Source organism: Actinoallomurus iriomotensis (assembly GCF_030269445.1).
In the GTDB taxonomy this organism is placed as follows: Bacteria; Actinomycetota; Actinomycetes; order Streptosporangiales; family Streptosporangiaceae; genus Actinoallomurus; species Actinoallomurus iriomotensis.
Genome location: NZ_BSTJ01000001.1, coordinates 976,167 through 998,968 on the forward strand (window position 1 = coordinate 976,167; position 22,802 = coordinate 998,968).

Here is a 22,802-nt window from a genome sequence, read left to right on the forward strand (position 1 = left end):
GCGCCCGATCCCGGGCCATCCCACTCGAACCTTTGGAGCGCATCCATGGCTTCCGTCTGCGACGTCTGCGGCAAGGGGCCGGGGTTCGGCATGCAGGTCTCTCACTCGCACCGCCGCACCCCTCGCCGCTGGAACCCGAACATCCAGCGGGTGCGTGCGGTCGTCGGCCGCACCACCAAGCGCATCAACGCGTGCACGTCCTGCATCAAGGCAGGCAAGGTCACCCGCCCCACGGCGCGCTGACACCACGTTCGTCGGCGCCCCTGCGCCACCACGGACTCTGCTCTCACCGGGCAGTTGCGAACGGCCGGCCTCCACACGGGCCGGCCGTTCGGCATTGCCGGTGATCTCCGCTCCGTACGGGGCAGGATGAAACCGTGAGAGTGGTGGCGATCTCGGACACCCACGCGCCTCGGCGGTGGCGTGAGTGTCCCCCCGCGGTGGCCGAGCACCTCCGTGGTGCGGACCTGATTCTGCACGCCGGTGACGTGTGCGTTCCCTCGGTGCTCGACGAGCTGGCCGCGTACGCCCCGGTGAAGGTCGTGCTGGGGAACAACGACGGTCCGGAGGTCGCCGCCTGGGGGGCGCCGGAGACCCTGGAGTTCGACCTCGACGGGCTGCCGACGGCGATGATCCACGACAGCGGCCCGGCCGCCCGGCGCACCGCGCGGATGCATCGCCGCTTTCCCGAGGCCGCGCTGGTCGTCTTCGGGCACTCCCACATTCCGCTGGACGAGACCGGCGACGGCGTCCGCGTCTTCAACCCCGGCTCCCCCACCGACCGCCGCCGTCAGCCGCACGGCACGATCGGCCTGCTCCACGTCGAGGACGGCCGCCTTCTCGATGCCGAGATCGTGCCGGTGACCTGAGCGTCGCTCGGGGCGGGGTGCGCGGTCCGGTCGTCCCCGGAGTCGTGCGTGGCCGGGCGAATCCGACCACGCACGACCGCGCAGGGTGAGCGGATGACCACAGGAGGTCTCCGGGTCAGCGGCGCTGGAGCCAGCCGTGGTCGACCGGGCCGATGCCGGCGCCGAGGGGGAAGCCGTGCTCGATCGCCCCGGTGACGTACTCCTTGGCCCGCCCCACCGCGCTCACCACGTCCTGGCCGAGGGCGAGGTGGGAGGCGATGGCCGAGGCGAGCGTGCAGCCGGTGCCGTGCGTGTGCCGGTTGTCGTGCCGTTCCGCCGCGAACCGGTATTCGCGCGTGCCGTCGAACAGCAGGTCCACCGGCTCTCCGGGCAGGTGACCGCCCTTGATGAGCGCCCATCGCGGTCCGAGCGCGCGTACGGCCTCGGCCGCCTCGCGCAGCCCGCTCTCGTCGACGACCTTGACTCCGGTGAGCTGCTCGACCTCCCAGAGGTTCGGGGTGACGACCGTCGCGAGCGGGAGAAGCTCCGTGCGGACCGCGCCGAGCGCTCCGGGGTCCAGCAGTGCGTCACCGTGTTTCGAGACGCCCACGGGGTCGACGACGACCGGTGCGGTCACCTCCGACAGCACGGCTGCGACCGTCTCGACCAGAACGGCCGAGGCGAGCATCCCGGTCTTCACGGCCTGGACGCCGATGTCGGAGAGCACGGAGTCGAGCTGGGCGCGCACGGCCTCCGGAGGGAGCTCCCAGTAGCCCTGGACACCGAGGGAGTTCTGGGCGGTGACCGCCGCGATGACGCTCATGCCGTGCACGCCGAGGGCGAGCATCGTCTTGAGGTCGGCCTGGATGCCCGCTCCGCCGCCCGAGTCGGATCCGGCGATCGTCAGCACGCGAGGAGGAGTCATGGGCCAAGCGTACGGCCGGGTCAGCAGGAGCTTCCGTTGAAGGAGCAGCCGGACGGCCGGGCCGCCGCGCCGGTGGCGACGAAGGACACCTTGACCGACTTTCCGGGCGCGATGTAGGGATGGCCGGCGGGGTTGTCCGCGACGAGGGTGTTGCCCCGGCGGACCACCTTCACGTCCCACGCGGACAGGATCTGGGCCTGCGGGTAGCGCAGAATGAGCGTCCAGCCCCTGACCGGTGCGCTCGCGTGATTGGTGATCGTCACCTGGCCGCGGAACCCGGTCGCCCCCGTCGTGAGGGTGCGGTAGGCGACGGTGACGGTCCTACGCCCGCTCCCCCGGCTCGCCCGCGGGCTGCCGCCCGCGCGCGGGATCAGCGACGAGTCGCCGTCGCGCGCCGTGCGGCGGCTGCGGCCCAGAGGCGAGGGCGAGTCGCTGACCTGCGGCTGCGTCGACTGGTCGCCCGGCGGTGGCGGCCCGCCGGCGAAGTTCAGTGAGATCTGCTGCGTGCTGATCGCGGATACGATCGCACCGATCGCCACGACACCGGTGACCGCCGGCAGGAGCGGCACCTTGCCGACCCTCCCGTGCCTGTGAGGGCCGTCCTCCTCAGGAACGTCGTCTTCCACGTCTTTGGTGTGTCGTCCCATCCCGTCCCTCTCCGGTCTCGGGATGTATACCAAAAGCACACCAGTCATGCCTACCAGACGAGGGGCGTCAACAGGGAGAACTGTTCCATCTGGTTAAAGAAAGTGGTCCCATCCGCCGGTCCCGTACGGCCGCCCGTCCACCGTGACGCCCGCAGGTCCGGCGACCGCACGTCCGATGACCTGCCATTCCGCGGGCAGCGCCGTCTCCTGCGGAAATGTCGCCGCGAAAGCGTGATCTTCACCACCGGTGAGCGCCAGCCGCCGCGCGTCCGGCACCGGCGGGCCGGGTACGGCGTCGCCGCTCAGCTCGATCCGGACGCCGCTCGCGTCGGCGATGTGCCCGAGGTCCTGGACGAGACCGTCGCTGACGTCGAGCATCGCGGTGGCCCCGAGGTCACGGGCGCGCAGGCCCGCCGCGTACGGCGGGCGCGGGCGGCGATGGGCGTCGACGAGGCCGGCCGGCTCCCGCAGCCCGCGTTCGAGCAGTTCGACGCCGGCCTGTGCGTGGCCGAGCCGGCCGCAGACCGCGACGACGTCGCCGGGACGGGCGCCCGCGCGGGTCAGCGGCGGGCCGTCCAGCGCGCCCAGGGCGGTCACGGAGATCAGCACGGTGTCGGAGCGGACGATGTCGCCGCCCGCGATCGACGCCTCGACCTCCGCCGACTCGTCGCGCATCCCGTCGCACAGGGCCTCCACCCAGGCGACGTCGGTCTCCGGAGGAACGCCGAGGCCCACGAGCAGCGCCGTCGGCCGGGCGCCCATCGCGACCACGTCGGCGAGGTTCTGCGCGGCGGCCTTGCGGCCGATGTCGTACGGCGGCGACCAGTCGCGGCGGAAGTGGCGCCCCTCGACCAGCACGTCGGTGGTCGCGACCACCCGTCCGCCGGGCGCGGCGACGATCGCGGCGTCGTCTCCCGGTCCCAGCTCGACGGTGGGGCCGGGTGCGAGACGCGCGGTGATCCGTGCGATGATTCCGAACTCGCCGAGTTCGCCGACGGTGATGACCCACCTCCAGTGAAGACACGGTACGGTGACCGTCAGATTGGCAGTCCCAGGGAGGACGTGATGGTGCAGGCCTACATCCTCATCCAGACCGAGGTCGGCAAGGCCGCCGAGGTGGCCGGTGAGATCTCCGGCATCCCGGGCGTGACCCTGGCCGAAGACGTCACCGGCCCGTACGACGTCATCGTCCGCGCCGAGGCGAACAACGTCGATGAGCTGGGCAAACTCGTAGTCGCGTCGATCCAGTCGGTGGAGGGGATCACGCGCACACTGACCTGCCCCATCGTCCACATCTGACCGGTGTCCCTCCCGCCGTCAGTCTGCACCATGAGACGAACCCTGGCGGCGGGCGGTGTGCTGGCCCTGCTCGCCGGATGCGGCGCCGGCACCGTCGAGGTCCCCGTGCCGGGGCCGCCCGCGGCGATCGCGTCCGTGTGCCGGAGTCTGCATGACCGGCTGCCCGCGAAGGTCCACGGCAAGGCGCGGCGCGCGACGTCGCCGAAGTCGCCGCTCGTCACCGCGTGGGGCTCGCCCGCGATCGTGGTGCGGTGCGGCGTGCCCCGGCCCACCGCGCTGAAGCCCACCTCGCAGCTGGCGGTGATCAACGGCGTCAACTGGCTGGCCGTGCCGCCGGACCGCCCGGTCACCTTCACCGCCGTCGGGCGCCGGGCCTACATCGAGGTGACCGTGCCGGGGGCGTACGAGCCGCCGGGCGACGTGCTGATCGAGCTGGCCGGCGCGATCAAGGCGGCGGTCCCCGCCAACCCCGACGGCTCCCTTTGATCACTCGCCGCGGCGCCGGGGCACGCGCCCACGCGGCTGCGTGGGCGTGGGCCGGATCGGCGGCGGCGTCACCGGGCGGCTGACCGCTCCGCCGTCCAGCGGCACGCGCTCGCCGTCGTGGGTGATCTCCAGCGGGTCGCCGTCGAGCAGCTCGTACACGGCCTGGTGCGCGGTGACGGTGACCTTCAGCCGGCGTCCGCGGTACCGCAGCCGGAAGGCCAGCCGCGTGATGCCGCCGGGCAGCCGCGGGGTGAACCCGAGCGTGTCGTCCTCCACTCGCATCCCGCCCAGGCCGGCGACCAGCGCGGTCCAGGCACCGGCGAGCGAGGCGATGTGCAGCCCGTCGCGCGTGTTGTGCTCCAGGTCGTCCAGGTCCATCAGCGCGGCCTCGCCCAGGTAGTCGTGGGCCAGGTCGAGGTGGCCGGTCTCGGCCGCCATCACCGCCTGGGTGCAGGCCGACAGTGACGAGTCGCGGACCGTCAGCGCCTCGTAGTAGGCGAAGTTGCGCGCCTTCTGCTCCGGGGTGAAGGCGTCACCGCGCAGGTGCATGGCCAGGACGAGGTCCGCCTGCTTGACGACCTGCTTGCGGTAGATGTCGAAGTAGGGGAAGTTCAGCATCAACGGGTACTGGTCCGCCCCGGTGGACTCGAAGTCCCACGGCGCGTGCTCGGTGAAGCCCTCGCTCTGCGGGTGCACGTGGAGCCGCCGGTCGTACGGGATGTACATGTCGGCCGCCGCGTCGCGCCACGACGCCGTCTCCTCGTCGGTGACGCCGAGCTGCTCGGCCTGCTCCGGGTGGCGTTCGGCCAGGTCGGCGGCGGCCTGGAGGTTCCGCTGCGCCATGAGGTTGGTATAGACGTTGTTGTCGGCCAGCGCGCTGTACTCGTCCGGCCCGGTCACGCCGTCGATGCGGAAGCGCCCGTGGGCGTCGTGGTGGCCGAGACTGCGCCACAGCCGGGCGGTCTCCACGAGCAGTTCGAGGCCGTAGTCGCGGGCGAACGCCTCGTCTCCGGTGGCCGACAGGTAGCGCACGACCGCGTAGGCGATGTCGGCGCCGATGTGGAACGCCGCCGTGCCGGCCGGCCAGTACCCCGAGCACTCGTCGCCCTGGATGGTGCGCCACGGGAAGGCGGCGCCCTCCAGGCCGAGCTGCCGGGCACGCGCCCTGGCGTTGTCGAGCGTCGAGTGCCGCCACCGCAGCGCGTCCGCGACGGCACGCGGCTGGGTGTAGGTGAGCACGGGCAGCACGAACGACTCGGTGTCCCAGAACGTGTGGCCGTCGTACCCGGGCCCGGTCAGGCCCTTGGCGGAGATGGGCCGGCGCTCACCTCGTGCCCCGGCCTGCAGGACGTGGAACAGCGCGAAGCGCACCGCCTGCTGCACCTCGGCGTCGCCGTCGACCTCGACGTCGGCGCCCGCCCAGAAGTCGTCGAGGTACTCCCGCTGCTCGCGCAGCAGCCCCTCCCAGCCGGTGAGCTTCGCCGCCGCCAGGGCGGCGATGACCTGGTCGTGCAGGGCTGGCCGCGACCGCTGGCTGGACCAGCCGTAGGCGAGGTACTTGATGATGCGCAACCGCTGGCCCGGCTCGAGGCGCGTGGCGACGGTGACGCGGCCGACGTCGTCGCGGACCTCGGTGTCGATCGCGCCGTCGGGGCTGTCGATCTCGTGGCCCATCGCCGCGCCGACCCGCAGCCCGCTCTCCCGGGTGCAGTGCACCATGACGACGCTCTGGTCGGTGCCCACGCACTCCTCGGCGACGAGGGGCGCCTCCAGCGACGCCGCGGCGCGCGGGTCCTTGCCCGCGGTCGGCAGCGACTCGTTGGCCACGAGCTCCGACTGCACGACGATGCGCACCGGCTGGTCGACCGCCTCGACCTCGTAGCAGATCGCCGCGACGGCGCGCTGAACGAGGGAGACGAGCCGGACCGAGGAGACGCGTACGGTGTCGTCGGCCGGGGAGGTCCATTCGGCCTTGCGCGTCAGCGTGCCGGCCCGCAGGTCCAGCAGGCGCTCGTGCGAGCGCAGCTCGCCGTACCGGACGTCGAACGGCTCGTCGTTGACCAGCAGCCGGAACAGCTTGCCGTTGGTCACGTTGATGATCGTCTGCCCGGACTCGGGATAGCCGTACCCGGCCTCGGCGTACGGCAGCGGCCGCAGCTCGTACACGGAGTTGAGGTAGGTGCCCGGCAGCCCGTGCGGCTCGCCCTCGTCGAGGTTGCCGCGCAGGCCGACGTGCCCGTTGGACAGGGCGAACACCGACTCGCTCTGCGCGAGCATGTCGAGGTTCAGCCGCTGCTCGCGGACGCACCACGGCTCGACGGCGTACGCGGCCTGCTTGATCAAAGCAGCTCCTCCAGATCCTTGACGACGACGTCCGCCCCGTGACGCTTCAGCGCGTCCGCCTGGCCGACGCGGTCCACGCCGACCACGCACGCGAAGCCGCCCGCCCGGCCGGCCTCCACGCCCGCCAGGGCGTCCTCGAACACCACGGCCGCCGACGCCTCCACGCCCAGGGCCGCCGCGCCGGCGAGGAACATGTCGGGCGCCGGCTTTCCGGCCAGGCCACGCTCCTTGGCGGTCAGGCCGTCGACGCGCGCGTCGAACAGATCGGCGATGTCCGCGGCGTCGAGTATCTGCGCGGTGTTGGCGCTGGAGGAGACCACCGCGGTCCGGAGCCCGGCGTCCCGCGCGGCGCGGACGTAGCGGACCGACCCGGAGTAGACCTCCACGCCGTGCTCGCGCAGCTTCTCCAGCACCAGCGCGTTCTTGCGCTCGCTCAGCCCGTTGATCGTGGGCGCACCCGGCGGATCGTCCGGCGACCCCTCCGGCAGCTCGATGCCGCGCGACTTCAGGAACGAGCGGGTGCCGTCCTCACGCCGCTTGCCGTCCACGTACTCGTCGTAGTCGGCGACCGGGTCGAACGGCGTGAACGCGTCGCCCTCCCGCTCCCGTAGGAAGTCGTCGAACATCTGCTTCCACGCCGCGGCGTGGACAGTGGCGGTACGGGTCAGCACCCCGTCCATGTCGAACAGGCACGCCGTCGCGGCGTCCGGCAGTCCGAGCACGTGTTCCTCCCCGGGATCGGTGAACGACACATGCTTACCCCATCGCGCCGTCTCAACCGTCCGGACCCCGGGGGGCCGTGAAAGGCGTCCTCAGGTCGGCAGGCCGACCGCCCGCTCTCCGCTACGGCGCTGCTGGATGATGACCGCGACGACCAGGAGCGCGCCCTGGGCGACGTTCTGCCAGAACGTGTTGACGCCCACGACGTTGAGGCCGTTGTTGAGGGCGCCGAGGAGCAGCACCGCCAGCAGGGTGCCGCCGATGCCGCCCTTGCCGCCCTTCAGCGCGCAGCCGCCCAGCGCCGCGGCGGTGATCGACTGGAGTTCCAGCCCCTCACTGCCGCTGGTCGGCTGGCCCGATCCGGTACGCGCGGTCAGGACGATGCCGGCCACCGCCGAGACGATGCCCGCGAGCGCGTACACCGCGATGAGGTACTTGTTGATGTTGATCCCGGCCAGGCGCGCGGCGGTGTCGTTGCCGCCGATGGCGTAGATGTTGCGCCCGATGTCGGTGTACTTCAGCATCAGGTGGACCAGGACGGCGACCACGATCAGGATCCAGACCTGCACCGGGATGCCGGCGATCCGGCCGCGGGCGATGAAGATGAACAGGTCGTCACCCAGGACGAAGCCCTGTGCCCGGCCGCCGGAGATCAGCTGGGCGATGCCCTTGTAGGCGGCGAGGCCGGCCAGCGTCGCGATGACCGGGTTGACGCGGCCGTACACGATGATCAGACCGTTCGCCACGCCGATCACGACGCCCAACCCGACCGCGGCGGCCATGCCGAGGAACGGGTTGTGGCCGGTCGACATGAAGGCCATCGCGGAGATGACCGAGGCCACGCCGGTCTGCGAGCCGACGGAGATGTCCATCGCGCCGCAGATGATCACCACCGTCTGGACCACGGCCAGCAGCCCGGCCACGGTCGCGGCCTCACCGATCACCTGGACGTTGTCCCAGGTGAGGTAGCCGGAGTTCAGCCAGGTGAAGATCGCGACGACGACGATGAGCGCGCCGATGAGGCTGAGGTTCTGCGGCCCGACCATGCTCAGGACGCGGCGCGGCGCCGGGTCCTTCGGCGGCGTGTCCACGGGCTCGCGGGTGGCGGTTGTCATTGCTGTCCCTCCGATAGCGACGTGGTCAGGTCCTCCGCCATGGCGAGGCCGAGAATGGCCTCCTCGGAGGCGTCGGCCCGGTCGAGTTCGCCGGTGATGCGACCGTTCTGCATGACGATGACGCGGTCGGCCAGTCCGAGCACCTCGGGGAGCTCGGACGAGATGACGAGGACGGCCACGCCCGAACGGGCGAGGTCGTCGATCAGGTGGTAGATCTCGGCCTTGGCGCCCACGTCGATGCCGCGGGTGGGCTCGTCGAGGATGAGCACCTTCGGCTTGCGGGCCAGCCAGCGGGCGAGCACCACCTTCTGCTGGTTGCCGCCGGACAGCTTGCGCACCTCGTGCTCGATGTCCGGGGTGCGCACGTTGAGCCGGTCGACGTACTCCCGGGTCAGCCGGCGCTCTTCGGCGCGTCTGACGAAGCGGAAGCGGCGCAGCCGGTCCAGCACCACGAGGGAGGTGTTGTCGCGCACCGAGCGCTCGAGCAGCAGCGCCTGGGCCTTGCGCTCCTCCGGGGCGTAGCCCATGCCGGCCCGTACGGCGTCGCTCGGCTGCCGCAGCCGTACGCGCCGGCCCTCGACACGTACCTCCCCGGAGCGGATCGGCAGGTCGCCCACCAGCGCCCCCGCCAGTTCCGAGCGGCCCGCGCCGACCAGGCCGGCAAGGGCCACCACCTCGCCGGCGTGCACGGTGAGGCTGATGTCCCGCACATCGTCGCTGGTGAGGTGGTCGACCTCCAACACGACGTCGCCGGTGGCGGAGTGCTCGCGGGAGAACATGGCCGACAGGTCACGGCCGACCATCATCCGCACGATCTCGTTCTCGTCGGTCTCGGCCGCGTCGCGCACCCCCACCAGTCCGCCGTCGCGCAGCACCGCGATGCGGTCGGCGAGCTGGAAGATCTCCTGCATCCGGTGCGAGACGTAGATGACGGCCAGACCGTCCTCCCGCAGCCGTTGGATCAGCGCGAACAGCGCGTCGACCTCGTGCTCCGACAGCGACGACGTCGGCTCGTCGAACGCGATCACCTTGGCGTCGGTGGTCAGGGCCCGCAGGATCTCCACGAGCTGGCGCTGCGCGGGCGTGAGGCGCGAGCCGAGCGTGTCCGGGTCGATGACGCGCTCGAAGCCGAGGCGTTCGAGGTCGGCGCGCACGCGCCGGTTGAGCGTGGCCCGGTCGAGGGCGCGGCCGGCCCGGCGGGGCAGCGCGCCGAGGTAGACGTTCTCGGCCACCGAGACGTGCGGCACGATCTCGGGCTCCTGCGGGATGACACGGATGCCGGCCTGCCGCGCGTCCGCCGGTGAGTGCAGGCCGAGCGGCCGGCCGTCGAGGACGATCTCACCCTCGTCCGGCAGGTAGTCACCGTTGATGATTTTGATGAGGGTGGACTTCCCGGCACCGTTCTCGCCCATGAGGGCGGTCACCGCCCCGCTGGGGAAGTCCAGCGTGACGTCGTTCAGCGCCCGTACGCCGGCGAACCGCTTGGAGATCCCTGCGACGCTCAACTCTGTCATGAGTCCTCCTTCGTCGGTGGGCGTGACCACCGAGACGCGCCTACGATTCCCTCGCCTCGCTCGGTCATGGCAAGCCTTCGGGTAGTGGCGGGGCGGCCGGTGAGCCGCCCCGCCGGTGAATCAGGTGCAGGTGAGCCGGGCGTCGGCCCAGTCCGCGTGGTCGCTGTCGTTGCCGTTCCCGCCGTCGGTGACGACGAGGCGGACGAACGTCGCCCCGCCGACGTCGGCGGTGAGGTGCCTGGCCGGATCGGCGGTCGTGAGCAGGCCGCTGTCGGCGACCTTGGTGCCGTCCGCCCAGACCTCGAAGGTCACCGAGCCCTTGGCCGTCTTCTCGTCGTCCACGCCGACGTCGGCCGTTACGGAGGTGCACTTCTTGGCCGTGTAGTACTCGACGGTGCTCGGAGCGTGCGCGCCGAGCCCCTTCTTGTAGACGGTGCCGTTGATGGTGATCGGGTGGCCGTCGCCGGCCGCCGTCTCGCCGTTGCTGGTGTCCTTCTCGACCGGCCCCCAGCCGTTGTCGCTGCGAAGCCAGGGGATGTCGCTGAGGTAGGACGTGCCGGACGGCGGCGGCGTCGCGTTCAGGACGTCGACCTGGACGGTGCTCCGGGCCGCCGTGGAGTCCGGCTCGTAGGTCGCGGTGGTGGTCAGGTCGTACGTGCCGGGCTTCGCGCCGGCCGGCACCTGGACGGTCCACGTCGTCGCGAAGCTCTTGCCCGAGCCCACGAGCGCGGTGGACCTGCGCGACGTGGCCTGGACGGTCCAGCCGTCGGGGACGGCGAGGCCGTTGCGCAGCAGCAGCGCGGGCAGTCTGCCGGAGTTCGTCGCGGTCGTCGTCACGGTGACGGACCTGCCGGGCTCGACGAACGGCCGCGCGCCCGGATACGCCACCGGCACGTCGGTGGCGGCGTCCACCGACGGCGGGTACACCGCCCAGCGCGGGTCACGCGCGACGCGCAGCATCACGGTGCCGTGCGCCGGGACCATGGCGGTCAGGGTGCCGGCGGTCTCGTGATCGGTGTGCGCCCACAGGTCCCGGACGCGGTACGCCGGAGCGGAGGGCATCCCGATCGCCTTGGCCGACGTGGTGATCCGCTGCGGCCCGTCCGACTCGTTGAACAGGGTGACGGCCCTGTCCCCGTTCGCGAGCGGCTTGACGAAGACGTCCCGGCCGCCGTCGGTGGAGATCGGCGCGCCCTGGACGCCGAGCTTGTCCTGGTCGACCGCGATGACGTCCTTGTTGGTGAGGATCTTCATCGTCTCGGGCGAGGCCTTGCGCAGGTCGGTGCCGATCAGCAGCGGCGCCGCCATCTCGGCCCAGAGGCTGAAGTGCGACCGGTACTCGGTGTCGGTCATGCCGCCGTTGCCTACCTCCAGCATGTCCGGGTCGTTCCAGTGGCCGGGCCCGGCGTACTGCGCCAGGGCCATGTTCTGGTGGACGATGCCGAGCATGCTGGAGTAGCCGTCGCTGATGTCGCCCGTGGTGCGCCAGGAGTTGCCGACGTCCTTGGCCCACAGCCACGGCTTGTTCTCGCCCCACTCGCACATCGAGAACAGGATGGGGCGGCCGGTCGCCTTCAGCGCGTCGCGCATCGCGGTGTACCGCTGGATGGCGTCGACGCCCTGGTTGTTGCAGTTGTCGTACTTCAGGTAGTCCACTCCCCAGGACGCGAACAGCCGGGCGTCCTGCTGCTCGTGGCCGAGCGAGCCGGGCATCGTCTGGGCGCAGGTCATGGTGCCGGCGCTGGTGTAGATGCCGAACTTCAGGCCCTTGGAGTGCACGTAGTCGGCGACGGCCTTGATGCCGTTCGGGAACCGCGTCTTGTTCGGGACGTAGTCGCCGTTCGCGTCGCGGTCGTGCTCGGCCCAGCAGTCATCGAGGTTGACGTACTGGTATCCGGCGTCTTTCAGTCCGGAGGAGACGAACAGGTCGGCGATGCTCTTGACCATGGCCTCGTTGAAGTCCGAGCCACAGTGCGTCGCGTTCCAGTTGTTGAAGCCCATCTGCGGGGTCAGGGCGAGGCCGTTGTCGAGGGCGGCGGCCGGCGGGGCCGATGCGAGGGTGATGGTGGCGGCGCCGGCGACGCTCGCCGCGGTGGCGACGAGTGCCGATGCCAGGACACGGAGGGTGCGCATGTGCTGCTCCTGCGTTCGGGGATTAGCGCACTGCTGGGACCGGCGCGGTGTATCGGGCACCGCGTCGTTCCCGGAGGTGATGCGACCGGCGGGCGGCGGAGGGGTGCGCACCGGTCGCGATCGTCGGCGTAGCGCCGGGGCACCGGTACCCGAGGCGGCGGGCACCGGCGCCGGCCGGGGAGAACGCCGTGCTCCCCGGCCGGTTGGCTCAGGTCAGGTGCACTTGACGCCTTCCTGCTTCCAGTTGGAGGCGTCCACCATCTTGGTCGGCGCGAACGCCTCCTGCGGCATGGGCTTGCCGTTGCGCAGGTTGTCCACGATCGTCTGGACGGCGAGACCGCCGACGTCGTAGCCGTTGATGAACAGCGCGGCCTTCATGCCGGTCGCCTTGCCCGAGTTCCAGTCCTTGCAGGCCAGGTACGCGCCGAGGCCGACACCGTCGATGTCACCGGCCTTGTAGCCGGCGTTCTGCAACGCGGTGACCGCGCCGGAGACGTTCTCGTCGTTGCAGCCCCACACGACCCAGTGCTTGACGGAGCGGTGGCCCGAGACGACGGCGCCGGTCTTGGACTGGGCGTCGGTCGGGGTGTTGTCGGTGCCGACCTTGATGACCTGCACCTTGGTGCCGGCGGCCTGCTCGAACGCGGCCTGGGCGGCGACCACGCGGTCGGTGCACACGGTCACGTCCTGCTTCCAGGCCGAGATCACCGCGGTGTCGGAGGCCTTCCAGCCCGCCTTCTTGAACTCCTCACCCGCGCGCTGGCCGACCTGCTGGCCCATCTGGCTGCCGGAGAAGCCGACGCGCTGGACGAGCTGGTCCTTGGCGCACTTGGACGGGTCCGGTCCGTTCTTGCAGACCTGGTCGTCGCTGGTCAGCAGCGTCACCTTCGCGGCGGCGGCGGTCTGCACGATCTGCGGACCGACGGCCGGGTCCGGCGGCACGATGATGACGCCGTTGACCTTCTGGGCGACGGCCGCCTGCGTCTCCGACACCGCCTTGTTGGTGTCGTTGCCGAGGTTGACGACCTTGATGTCGACGTTGCCGAGCTGCTTCGCCTTGTCCTTGGCGCCCTGTGCCTCGTCGATGAAGTACTGCTGGTCGCCCTGCTTCTGCAGGTACGCGAGGGAGATCTTGCCCGACACCTTCTTGCCTGAGCTCGTGTCGGTGCTCTCCTTGCCTGATGAACAGGCGGAGAGGCTGAGGGCGATCGCGACGCCGAGCGCGACGACCGCGGCTCCGGGCCTGCGTATCCGGGCCATGCTCTGCCTTCCTTCTGACGACTGCCGGCTGGTGATGGTCCTGGTCCCGTTACCCCGATGTTTCCGCTGAGTTACCAGGCGATGTGCGCATTCCTACCATTGCCAACACAAACCAACAAGACCTGGCGCATCACGATGTTCGGCTGTGTTGACATATGTCGTTTCTGCGGGCACGCTGCACGCGGTGACGGTCACCGAGAGGAGGTGACGATGCTCGCCCCACAGCGGCAGCAGGCGATCCTGGACCGCGTCCAGCAGCACGGCGGCGTCCGGGTCGCCGACCTGGTACGCGAGTTCGGTGTCTCCGACATGACGATCCGGCGCGACCTTGAGGTGCTGGCCGACCGCGGCCTGGTCTCCAAGGTGCACGGCGGCGCGACGACGGTCGGCGCGGGTTCCACGGAAGAGCCCGGCTTCGCCGCCAAGTCCGTACGCCAGCGCGAGGAGAAGGAGGCCATCGCCCGCCGCGCCGCCCGGCTCGTACGGCCCGGCACCGCGGTCGCCGTCTCGGCCGGCACCACCACGTGGACGCTCGCCCATCACCTGACCGACGTTCCGGAGCTGACCGTTGTCACGAACTCCATCCAGATCGCCGATGTGTTCTACCGGGCGAGCCGCGCGGACCAGACGATCGTGCTCACCGGCGGCATCCGCACTCCCTCCGACGCCCTGGTCGGGCCCGTCGCGGTCAACGCGGTCCGCGCGCTCAACGTCGACCTGCTGCTGCTCGGCGTGCACGGCATGAGTACGCGCGCCGGCTTCACCACGCCGAACCTCATGGAGGCCGAGACCGACCGGGCGATGGTCGGCGCGGCCCGCCGTCTCGTCGTCCTGGCCGACCACACCAAGTGGGGCACGGTCGGCCTCAGCACGATCGCGCGGCTGTCCGACGCCGACGTGCTCGTCACCGACTCCGGCCTCGGCGACGAGGCCCGCAAGCAGCTGGCGGACGAGGTCGGCGAACTGATCGCCGTCGATCCCGACGAGGCGGACGAGTGAAACGCACGGTCACCCATCTCGCCGACGGACGCGAACTCATCTACTTCGACCGGCACGACGACGCCGACCGGTCCGCCGTCGACACCCGTACGCTGCCGCCGCCTCCGCGGGCGTCCGAGCTGCGCCGCGACCGGCTGCTCGGCGAGTGGGTGACCATCGCCGCGCACCGCCAGGACCGCACCTACCTGCCGCCGAGCGACCAGTGCCCGCTCTGCCCCTCCACGCCCGGCCGGCCCACCGAGATCCCGGCCGCCGACTACGAGGTGGCGGTCTTCGAGAACCGGTTCCCGTCCTACTCCGGCCGCGTGCCCGAGCAGCTCGACGGCGTCGTCCCGGGACTGGGCCGCTGCGAGGTGGTGTGCTTCTCCCCCGACCACGACGCGTCGTTCGCGACGCTCGACCTGGCCCAGGTCGGCACGGTCATGGAGGCGTGGGCCGACCGTACGGCCGAGCTGTCCACGCTGCCCGGTGTCGGGCAGGTCTTCTGCTTCGAGAACCGCGGCGCGGAGATCGGCGTCACGCTCGCCCACCCGCACGGGCAGATCTACGCCTATCCCTTCGTGACGCCGCGGACCGAGCGGATGCTCCAGGTCGCCCGCGCCCACCGGGACGAGACCGGCGGCGACCTGTTCGCCGACGCGCTCGCGGCCGAGCGCGCCGCCGAGGTACGCGTGGTCGCCACGAACGACCTGTGGACGGCGTTCGTGCCGGAGGCGGCCCGCTGGCCGTTCGAGGTGCACGTGTTCCCCCACCGGAAGGTGCCGGACCTGAGCGCCCTGTCGGCGGAGGAGCGCGCCGCGTTCGCCCCGCTGTACGTGGACGTGCTGCAGCGGCTGGACCGCCTGTTCGGCGTGCCGATGCCGTACGTCTCCGCGTGGCACCAGGCACCGGTCGCGGTCGACCGTGACCTCGCGTACCTGCACCTGCAGCTGTTCAGCAGCCGTCGCGCGGCGAACAAGCTGAAGTACCTCGCCGGGTCGGAGGCCGCCATGGGCGCCTTCGTGAACGACGTCTACCCCGAGGACGCCGCCCGGCGCCTGCGCGAGGCCTAATGGATCCGCCGGGCGCCGCGGCGCCCGGCGCGGTCCGCCAGGGCGACGGCGAAGTCCAGTAGCGCGCGCCTTAGCGGAGCGGCACTCATCCCCGTACGGTATCGGTATCTCCTGCACTTGCATCTGGTTTAAGTTTCAACTAAGCTCCCGCACATTGTTGAAGGTTCAAGCAATGGAGGCTTCCATGTCCGCCCTCGCCAGTGAGCTCGGGATCACGCCCGGCACGTACAACATCGACCCCGCGCACAGCGAGGTCACCTTCGTGATCCGGCACCTGATGAGCAAGGTCCGCGGCTCCTTCACGGAGTTCTCCGGTTCGTTCGAGATCGCCGAGAACGTCCTCGAGTCCTCGACCTCCGTCGAGATCCAGATCAAGTCGATCGACACCCGCAACGCCGACCGCGACAACCACATCCGGTCCGCCGAGATCCTCGACCTGGACAACCACCCGGCCATCCGGTTCGTCAGCACGGGCGTCCGCGAGAACGGCGACAAGTACTTCCTGGACGGCGACCTGACGATCCGCGACGTCACCCGTCCGGTCACCCTCGACCTGGAGTTCAACGGCTCCGGCCAGGACCCCTGGGGCGGCACGCGCGTCGGCTTCAGCGCCTCGACCTCGATCAGCCGCAAGGAGTACGGCATCGAGTTCAACATCCCGCTCGGCGGCGACAAGGCGCTCCTGGGCGACAACGTCGACATCCAGCTCGAGGTCCAGGCCACGCACGCCTGAGGCCCCTGCCTGCACCGCGTGACGAAGAGCACCCCGGCCGGGTGCTCTTCTCCGTGTTGGCGAAGCCGACATTCGGGGTATCGCGGAACAGCAAAGGGGAGATCGGCGTTGATCCATACGGGATCCGACGTGAGAGCGAGGTGGCCCATGGCGGCGACCACGAACAGCGGCAGGCGTATCAGGCGGCCAGGACGTGCCGCCGATGGCGACCTGCTCGGCGCCTACCTGGATGAGATCGCCGCGACACCACTGCTCACGGCCGAACAGGAGATCGAGCTCGCCCTGGCCATGGAGGCCGGGCTGCTGGCGCACAACCATCTCGACGGCGGCACCCGTCCCGACGGCGCCACCGTCGAGGAGCTGGAGGAGGTCGCCGCGCGCGGCGACGCGGCCAAGGATCGGTTCATCCTGGCCAACCTCCGCCTGGTCGTCTCGGTCGCGCGCCGCTACCCCACCGACGGCATGAGCCTGCTGGACCTGATCCAGGAGGGCACGATCGGCCTGATCCGGGCGGTCGAGGGATTCGATCCGCGCCGTGGTTTCAAGTTCTCCACCTACGCCACCTGGTGGATCCGGCAGGCGATCGGCCGCGCCCTGGCCAACTCGTCCCGATCCGTACGCCTGCCCGGCGCGGTGCACACTGACGTCAACCGGCTGCGCAAGGCCCGCCGCGAGCTGGTCCTGCTCACCGGCTCCGAGCCCACCGACGAGGAGTTGGCCGCGGAGCTGGACCTGCCGGTCGAGCGAATCGGCGAGCTGGACCGCTGGGACCGTACGCCCGCGAGCCTGGACGCCGTGGTCGGCGAGGACGAGGAGACCTCGCTGGGCGACCTGCTGGCCGACGAGGACGCGCCCTCGCCCGAGGACGAGGCGATGGCCGGCGCCCAGCTCGAGATCATCGACGGCATGCTCGACCGGCTGGAGCCGCGCGAGGCGGTGGTCCTGCGGGCGCGTTACGGCCTGGAGGACGGCACCGAGCACAGCCGCCGGGAGATCGCGATGCGTCTGGGCGTGTCCGCGGAGCGGGTGCGGCAGATGGAGCTGGCGGCGCTGCGGCGGATGCGGGAGATGGCGCAGCGGCTGGACGCGCCGCTCGCCGCCTGAGGGCCGCCCGCACGGCACATCGGGGGCCTCACGCGCCGAACCACCGCAGAAAGTCCTCGTGGCCGAACATCCGGGCCGTTTCCACGGCCGAGGGGGTGCCGGCCTGAGGGTCGGCGCCCGCGTCGAGCAGGGCGCGTACGACGTCGGCCTCTTTCTTGAACACCGCGCCGGCCAGCGGTGTCTGGCCGCGGTCGTTGGCCCGCACCGGGTCGGCGCCGCGTTCGAGCAGCGCCCGTACGGTGTCGGCGTGCCCGTGGTAGGCGGCCAGCATCAGCAGGGTGTCCCCCGCGTCGTTGCCGAGATCGGCCGGCACGCCCGCGTCGATGTACGCGGCGAGCGTCTCGGTGCGGCCTTCGCGGGCGAGGCCGAAAAGCCTGGTCGCGAACTCCACCAGCTCAGGATCGTCCATCGGTTCCAGCATGCCACGGAGACACGGAGAGACGCCGAGGAGTGCGGGAGACGAGTGCGCACTCCTCGGCGAGGTGCCTCCTGACGGTTGGGTGCTCCCCTAGGCGTTCACCTCCTCAGCCCCATTTCGGGCTTCTCGGCGCCTTCCGGCGCGGCCTCAGGCGACTCCGACGGTCAGGCCGGCGACCGTCGCGTCGAGGGAACTGGTCGTGATCGGCATGAGCACCGGCTCGGTGACATGGAACCGCTCCATGCCGCGCTTGGTCAGATGCATCCGCAGGTCGAGCCAGCCGTCCTCGGTCCGGCAGCCACCCTCGTCGGGGAAGTGCAGGTGCCCGGCCGACACGCGGGCGCCCGGGACGTGCACCGGCAGCAGGATCTGGGCGCGCGGTGCCAGGGCCCGGCACGAGCCGTGCACCGGCGAGGCGCTCGCCGCGACCCGCGCGTGGTCGGCGGACGAGGGCGCGATGCGTCCGAGCAGCGCTCCGTCCGGGGCACCGGCGATGTCGCCGAGCATGGCGTGCGAGGGCGCGCAGCCGAGGATGCCCGGGTGGCCCGCGGGCGAGAAGCATCCGTCCAGGCGGCCGATGCCCAGGACCTCGACCATGAGGAGGTCGCCCGGCTCGGCGCCGACGACCCCGATCGGCCCGCACAGGACCTCATCGCCCTGGCAGTTCAGCCGGATCGAGCCTCCGGCGATCACCTCGGCGACGGGCGGGATGTCGGGATGCCAGCGGTTGTGACCGGGAATGTACTGCACCGTCCGGAGCGGCGCGGCGGGCGTGAACAGCAAGTGCCGGTCCCTTCTCTCGTCAGCGGACCTTCCGCGGATCTGATGGGTCAATCCTGCACGTCAGGCTGTTTCGGCTCGGTTTCGCGGCTTTTACCGGCCCGTCAATTGCGTTTCACCGGAACCGGGCGCGGCCGGTCCGCGTCGAAGTCCCATGGGCTCCGATTCGCGTTCGGGCGCCCGGCCGATCCTCGCGGTCGCGGTCGCCGGATTGATCATCGCTGGCTGCGGCGCGGGCGGCGCCGCCACCCACGTACGACCGGGTTCGTCGATTCGCCTGGTCGCCTACGACGACTGCGGCGAGCTCCTCGGCGGCCTCCGCAAGGCCACCGCGGCGCATGTCGGCCCCTACGGCCTGGGGGGCGACCCCGTGATGCGGCCGCTCGCCGGCGGGCGCGTCCCGGGAGACATGAAGGCCGGGCAGCAGACCGCGACACCGCACTCCGACACGAACGTGCAGGAGCCGGGCGTCGACGAGCCCGACCAGGTCAAGACCGACGGCCGCCGGATCGTGACGGTGGCGCGCGGGCGGCTGATCGTGGTCGACACGGCGTCGCGCAGGCGGACCGGCTCGCTCGACCTGCGGGCGGGCGGCGCCTGGTCCGCCGGTGAGCTGATGCTGTACGGCGACCGGGCCCTCGTCGTGCTGCACCCGGCGATCACCTTCGCACGCGAGGGCATCGTCGACGTGCCGGGGACCGCTCCCGGCGGATCGGGCCCCCGGCTGGTCCTGGTCGATCTGCGCGGCACGCCACGGGTGGTGAGCTCGATGCAGGTCGACGGCTCCTACGTTGACGCCCGCCGTACCGGGCCGACGGCGCGGATCGTCGTACGGTCGGCGCCCAGGATCGCCTTCCCTCAGCGGCACGGCGGCACCGACGCCGAGGCCACCGCGGCGAACCGCAGGGCCGTGCGGAGCGCGCCTCTGGACGCCTGGCTGCCGCGCTACAGCGTCACGCGAGGCGGCCGCACCACGGCCGATAAGGTGCCGTGCGACCAGGTCGGCCACCCGGCGTCCTACACCGGGCTGTCGATGGTGTCGGTACTGTCGGTGGACCTGTCCGGCGACATGGCCGACGCCTCCCCCGTCGCCGTCGTGGCCGGCGGCGAGACGGTGTACGGATCGAGCACCGGCCTGTACGTCACCGACCGCCCGTCCGGCGCGGCGGACCGGACCGACATCTACCGGTTCGACGCGGGGAGCTCGGGCCCGCCCCGCTTCGCGGCCTCCGGCTCGGTGCCCGGCACCCCGGTCGGCCGGTACGCCCTGTCCGAGTACGCCGGGAACCTGCGGGTCGCCACGACCTCCGGAGGCACCGTGACGTCCCCGGGCACGTCGCAGAGCGCCGTGTACGTCCTGGCGCGGCACGGCACACGCTTGGAGCAGGTGGGCGAGGCCGGCGGGCTCGGTCGCGGTGAGCGGCTCTACGCCGTGCGCTTCGCCGGCCCGGCCGGGTACGTCGCCACCTTCCGCCAGACCGACCCGCTGTACGTCCTTGACCTGCGCGACCCCGCCCGGCCCCGCGTCACCGGCGAGTTGAAGATCAGCGGCTACTCGGCCTACCTGCACCCGGCCGGCGACGGGCGGCTCATCGGCGTCGGGCAGCAGGCCGACGCGGACGGGCACGTCAAGGGCGCGCAGGTGTCGCTGTTCGACGTGAGCGACCCGGCCGCGCCGCGGAGGCTGAGCGGGTACACGCTGCCGTCCTCATGGTCGACGGTCGAGGGCGACCCGCGCGCGTTCCTCTACTGGCCGGCCACCGGCCTGACGGTCGTCCCGATGGGCGGCCGGGACGGCGCCCTCGTGCTGTCGGCCGGTGCGTCGAGCGTGCGGCGTCTGGGCGGAGTACGGCCACCGGACGCGGCGGGGCCGGTCCAGCGGGCGCTGCTGGTCGGCGGCACGCTGTGGACGCTGTCGGCGTCCGGCCTCCAGGCGAACGACGCGACGACGCTCGCCAAGACGGCCTGGCTGCCGTTCTAGGGCCTAACGCAGGCCGATGGGGCGCCGCATCGCGGTGCGGATCCAGCGGTCCACGAGTGCCGGGTAGTCCAGGCCGGTCGCCGCCCACATCTTGGGGAACGCCGACGCGGGCGTGCATCCGGGCATCGTGTTGATCTCGTTGACGATGACCCGGCCGTCGGGCGTGTAGAAGAAGTCGACCCGGGCGAGGCCCTCGCAGCCGACCGCCTCGAAGGCCTGCACCGACAGCCTCCGGACCTCGTCGACGACGGTGGCCGGCAGATCCGGCGGGATGTCGAGCCGCAGCCCCTCGTCGAGGTACTTGGCCTCGAAGTCGTAGTAGTCGTGGCCGTCGCCGACGTGCACCTCGGCGGGAAGGCTCGCCTCCGGCGGGCCGTCGTCCAGTCCCTCGAGGACGCCGCACTCGATCTCGCGGCCCTCGACCGCCGCCTCGACGATCACCTTGGGATCGTGCTCGCGCGCCGCCTCAACCGCGGCCTCCAGCTCCGGTTCGGCGTCGACGCGGGAGATGCCCATGCTCGACCCGGCGCGCGCGGGCTTGACGAACACCGGCCAGCCGAGCTCCTTCACGTCGTCCACCACACGCTTGCGCTCGCGCCGCCAGCGGCGGTCGCCGACGACCACGTACGGGCCGACGGGCAGTCCGGCGTCCCGCAGGATGACCTTCATGAAGGCCTTGTCCATGCTGGCGGCGCTGGCGAACACCCCGGCGCCGACGTAGCGGACCCCGGCGAGTTCGAGCAGGCCCTGGATCGTGCCGTCCTCGCCGTACGGGCCGTGCAGGAGGGGCAGCACCACGTCCACCTCGCCCAGCGCGCGCGGCACCTCGCCCGGCTCCACGACCATCAGGCCGCCGCCCGGCCGGTCGAACGGGAGGGCGAGCGGCGCGCCGTCGGCCGCCACCTCGGGCAGGCGTCCGCCCTCGACCGCGAGCCGCTGCCCGGAGGCGAGCACCCAGCTGCCGTCGCGGGCGATGCCCACCGGGACGACCTCGTAGCGGTCCGGGTCGATCGCCGCGATGATGCTGCCCGCGGTGAGACAGGAGATCGCATGTTCCGAGCTGCGTCCGCCGAAAACGACGGCGACACGGATCCTGCTCATGCCTCCACCCCTTCTCACCTGCGTCAACACTCGCGGGCCTCGACCCTACACGGCCTTTTTCCCTGGCCGGTGGCGCGAATCGGCCTGACCGGCTCAGGAGTTGAATGCCCCGTCGCGCTCCCCGATCCGCCCCAGAGCGGTCAAGGCGTTGTTGACGTCATGGATCAGGTCGTCGGCGTCCTCGAGGCCGACGGAGAAACGGACGGCCGCCGGGCCGATGCCCGCGGCGGCCAGCGCCTGCTCGTCCAGCTGCCGGTGCGTCGTGGAGGCGATGTGCCCGGCCAGCGTGTGGGTGCCGCCCAGCGACGTGGCCACCTTCGCCAGGCGGAGGCCGTCCGCGAGGGCCATGCCGGCCTCGGGGCCGCCGTGCGGCGTGATCGTCACGATCGCCCCGAACCGCGTGCCCTCCGGCCCGGCGTCGAACAGCCGGACGGCCGTCTCGCGGCCGGGGTGGTCCGGCAGCCCCGGGTAGTCGACCCGGGCGACCGCGGGGTGCCGGGCGGCGGCGGCCGCCAGCAGCGCGGCGGTGTCGCACTGGCGGCGCACCCGCAGCGGCAGCGTCTCCAGCCCGCGGCGCAGCAGGAAGGCCTCGTCCGGCGCCAGCGCTCCCCCGGTGTGGAGACGCACCGCGCGGACCGGCCCGAGCACGCCGGGACGGCCGACGACGACACCGCCGGTGGCGTCGCTGTGCCCGCCGATGTACTTGGTCGCCGAGTGGACGACGAGGTCCGCGCCGTGCTCCAGCGGGCGGCAGACGACCGGTGTCGCGAACGTCGAGTCGACGACCAGCAGCGCCCCCGCCTCGTGCGCCGCCTCCGCCAGCGCGGGCAGGTCGGCCACGGCCATGGTCGGGTTCGCCAGGGTCTCGGCCCACACCAGCCGCGTCTCGGGCCGGATCGCCGCGCGCACCCGCGCCGGGTCGGTCAGGTCGACGAAGTCGGTCGTCACCCCGAACCGCGACAGCAGCTCCGACATCAGCCCGTACGTGCCGCCGTACGCCGCCGCCGGGGCGACGACGTGCGCGCCCGCGTGGGTGTACGCCAGGAGCACCCCGGTGATCGCCGCCATGCCCGACGCGAACGCCTCGCCCGTCACGCCGCCGACGCGCGCGCCCTCCAGGGCGGCGACCGCCGCCGCGAACCCGTCGGAGGTCGGGTTGTCGATCCGGCTGTAGGTGTAGCCCGGCATGCGCTCGCCCAGCACGTCGGCGTACTCCTGCGACGTCGGGAAGGCGTAGGTGGCCGAGCGCCACACGGGCGTGCCGAGCGGCTCCTGCCGGGGCACGGGGGCCGGCGGGAGGTGGACGGCGCGGGTGTTCTCCCCAAGGGGCTGTTCGCTCATGTT

Annotated in this window: 22 protein-coding genes; 9 read left to right on the plus strand and 13 right to left on the minus strand. The window is 71.8% G+C overall.

What is annotated here, in order from left to right:
* The first annotated feature begins 45 nt into the window (after window positions 1-45).
* Together rpmB and QSK37_RS04625 are read left to right on the plus strand one after the other, a co-directional pair.
* Window positions 46-243, plus strand: coding sequence for a 50S ribosomal protein L28 (rpmB, locus tag QSK37_RS04620; protein ID WP_285569164.1), 198 nt, complete (start codon window positions 46-48; stop codon window positions 241-243).
* 134 nt (window positions 244-377) lie between these two features.
* Window positions 378-869, plus strand: a complete 492-nt coding sequence (locus QSK37_RS04625) for a metallophosphoesterase family protein (RefSeq protein ID WP_285617788.1) — start codon at window positions 378-380, stop codon at window positions 867-869.
* A 115-nt stretch (window positions 870-984) separates the two neighbouring features.
* Here QSK37_RS04625 and thiD read toward each other — a convergent pair whose 3' ends face one another.
* The 3 genes from thiD to QSK37_RS04640 all read right to left on the minus strand — a co-directional run bounded on the left by thiD (window position 985) and on the right by QSK37_RS04640 (window position 3,422).
* Window positions 985-1,773, minus strand: a complete 789-nt coding sequence (gene thiD, locus QSK37_RS04630; RefSeq protein WP_285617790.1) for a bifunctional hydroxymethylpyrimidine kinase/phosphomethylpyrimidine kinase — start codon at window positions 1,771-1,773, stop codon at window positions 985-987.
* Window positions 1,774-1,793: 20 nt separating this feature from the next.
* Window positions 1,794-2,342 (minus strand): cellulose binding domain-containing protein, encoded by a 549-nt coding sequence (locus QSK37_RS04635; RefSeq protein ID WP_285617791.1) that lies wholly within the window; start codon window positions 2,340-2,342, stop codon window positions 1,794-1,796.
* Between the two features lie 171 nt (window positions 2,343-2,513).
* On the minus strand, window positions 2,514-3,422 hold the full coding sequence (locus QSK37_RS04640; protein WP_285618882.1) for a thiamine-phosphate kinase: 909 nt from the start codon (window positions 3,420-3,422) through the stop codon (window positions 2,514-2,516).
* Between the two features lie 63 nt (window positions 3,423-3,485).
* Here QSK37_RS04640 and QSK37_RS04645 point away from each other — a divergent pair, with 63 nt between their 5' ends.
* Together QSK37_RS04645 and QSK37_RS04650 are read left to right on the plus strand one after the other, a co-directional pair.
* Window positions 3,486-3,719, plus strand: coding sequence for an Lrp/AsnC family transcriptional regulator (locus QSK37_RS04645; RefSeq protein WP_285571319.1), 234 nt, complete (start codon window positions 3,486-3,488; stop codon window positions 3,717-3,719).
* Between the two features lie 30 nt (window positions 3,720-3,749).
* The gene (locus QSK37_RS04650) at window positions 3,750-4,205 is read left to right on the plus strand and encodes a DUF3515 domain-containing protein (protein ID WP_285617792.1); all 456 of its coding nucleotides are present in this window, start codon (window positions 3,750-3,752) and stop codon (window positions 4,203-4,205) included.
* Here QSK37_RS04650 and QSK37_RS04655 read toward each other — a convergent pair whose 3' ends face one another.
* From QSK37_RS04655 to QSK37_RS04680, 6 genes are all read right to left on the minus strand, one after another.
* Window positions 4,206-6,548 carry a glycoside hydrolase family 65 protein gene (locus QSK37_RS04655; protein ID WP_285617794.1) on the minus strand — a complete coding sequence of 781 codons (2,343 nt, stop codon included), beginning with the start codon at window positions 6,546-6,548 and terminating at the stop codon, window positions 4,206-4,208.
* Window positions 6,545-7,270: an HAD family hydrolase gene (locus tag QSK37_RS04660; protein ID WP_285617796.1), complete on the minus strand. Its 726-nt coding sequence runs from the start codon at window positions 7,268-7,270 to the stop codon at window positions 6,545-6,547. The genes QSK37_RS04655 and QSK37_RS04660 overlap by 4 nt, the downstream gene beginning before the upstream one ends.
* Before the next feature lie 90 nt (window positions 7,271-7,360).
* Entirely contained in the window at window positions 7,361-8,383 is a 1,023-nt protein-coding gene (locus QSK37_RS04665) for an ABC transporter permease (protein ID WP_285617797.1), read from the minus strand.
* On the minus strand, window positions 8,380-9,897 hold the full coding sequence (locus tag QSK37_RS04670; protein ID WP_285569190.1) for a sugar ABC transporter ATP-binding protein: 1,518 nt from the start codon (window positions 9,895-9,897) through the stop codon (window positions 8,380-8,382). The genes QSK37_RS04665 and QSK37_RS04670 overlap by 4 nt, the downstream gene beginning before the upstream one ends.
* Before the next feature lie 120 nt (window positions 9,898-10,017).
* The gene (locus tag QSK37_RS04675; RefSeq protein ID WP_285617798.1) at window positions 10,018-12,030 is read right to left on the minus strand and encodes an NPCBM/NEW2 domain-containing protein; all 2,013 of its coding nucleotides are present in this window, start codon (window positions 12,028-12,030) and stop codon (window positions 10,018-10,020) included.
* A gap of 213 nt (window positions 12,031-12,243) precedes the next feature.
* Complete coding sequence (locus tag QSK37_RS04680; RefSeq protein WP_285569192.1) at window positions 12,244-13,290, minus strand: substrate-binding domain-containing protein; 1,047 nt, start codon at window positions 13,288-13,290, stop codon at window positions 12,244-12,246.
* A gap of 210 nt (window positions 13,291-13,500) precedes the next feature.
* Between QSK37_RS04680 and QSK37_RS04685 the strand changes: the two genes are divergently transcribed.
* The 4 genes from QSK37_RS04685 to QSK37_RS04700 all read left to right on the plus strand — a co-directional run bounded on the left by QSK37_RS04685 (window position 13,501) and on the right by QSK37_RS04700 (window position 17,178).
* Window positions 13,501-14,289 carry a DeoR/GlpR family DNA-binding transcription regulator gene (locus QSK37_RS04685; protein WP_285617799.1) on the plus strand — a complete coding sequence of 263 codons (789 nt, stop codon included), beginning with the start codon at window positions 13,501-13,503 and terminating at the stop codon, window positions 14,287-14,289.
* Window positions 14,286-15,341 carry a galactose-1-phosphate uridylyltransferase gene (galT, locus tag QSK37_RS04690; protein WP_285617800.1) on the plus strand — a complete coding sequence of 352 codons (1,056 nt, stop codon included), beginning with the start codon at window positions 14,286-14,288 and terminating at the stop codon, window positions 15,339-15,341. Before QSK37_RS04685 ends, galT begins: the two co-directional genes overlap by 4 nt.
* 184 nt (window positions 15,342-15,525) lie before the next feature.
* Window positions 15,526-16,074 carry a YceI family protein gene (locus QSK37_RS04695; RefSeq protein ID WP_285617802.1) on the plus strand — a complete coding sequence of 183 codons (549 nt, stop codon included), beginning with the start codon at window positions 15,526-15,528 and terminating at the stop codon, window positions 16,072-16,074.
* A gap of 147 nt (window positions 16,075-16,221) precedes the next feature.
* On the plus strand, window positions 16,222-17,178 hold the full coding sequence (locus QSK37_RS04700) for a sigma-70 family RNA polymerase sigma factor (RefSeq protein WP_285569197.1): 957 nt from the start codon (window positions 16,222-16,224) through the stop codon (window positions 17,176-17,178).
* 28 nt (window positions 17,179-17,206) lie between these two features.
* Here QSK37_RS04700 and QSK37_RS04705 read toward each other — a convergent pair whose 3' ends face one another.
* Both QSK37_RS04705 and QSK37_RS04710 read right to left on the minus strand, forming a co-directional pair.
* Window positions 17,207-17,587, minus strand: a complete 381-nt coding sequence (locus QSK37_RS04705) for an ankyrin repeat domain-containing protein (RefSeq protein WP_285617804.1) — start codon at window positions 17,585-17,587, stop codon at window positions 17,207-17,209.
* A 156-nt stretch (window positions 17,588-17,743) separates the two neighbouring features.
* Complete coding sequence (locus tag QSK37_RS04710; protein ID WP_285617806.1) at window positions 17,744-18,379, minus strand: acetamidase/formamidase family protein; 636 nt, start codon at window positions 18,377-18,379, stop codon at window positions 17,744-17,746.
* 151 nt (window positions 18,380-18,530) lie between these two features.
* Here QSK37_RS04710 and QSK37_RS04715 point away from each other — a divergent pair, with 151 nt between their 5' ends.
* On the plus strand, window positions 18,531-20,357 hold the full coding sequence (locus QSK37_RS04715) for a beta-propeller domain-containing protein (RefSeq protein ID WP_285617808.1): 1,827 nt from the start codon (window positions 18,531-18,533) through the stop codon (window positions 20,355-20,357).
* Window positions 20,358-20,360: 3 nt separating this feature from the next.
* Here QSK37_RS04715 and QSK37_RS04720 read toward each other — a convergent pair whose 3' ends face one another.
* Together QSK37_RS04720 and QSK37_RS04725 are read right to left on the minus strand one after the other, a co-directional pair.
* Entirely contained in the window at window positions 20,361-21,458 is a 1,098-nt protein-coding gene (locus QSK37_RS04720) for a D-alanine--D-alanine ligase family protein (RefSeq protein ID WP_285617809.1), read from the minus strand.
* A gap of 93 nt (window positions 21,459-21,551) precedes the next feature.
* Window positions 21,552-22,799 carry a trans-sulfuration enzyme family protein gene (locus tag QSK37_RS04725; protein WP_285617810.1) on the minus strand — a complete coding sequence of 416 codons (1,248 nt, stop codon included), beginning with the start codon at window positions 22,797-22,799 and terminating at the stop codon, window positions 21,552-21,554.
* Between the last annotated feature and the right edge of the window lie 3 nt (window positions 22,800-22,802).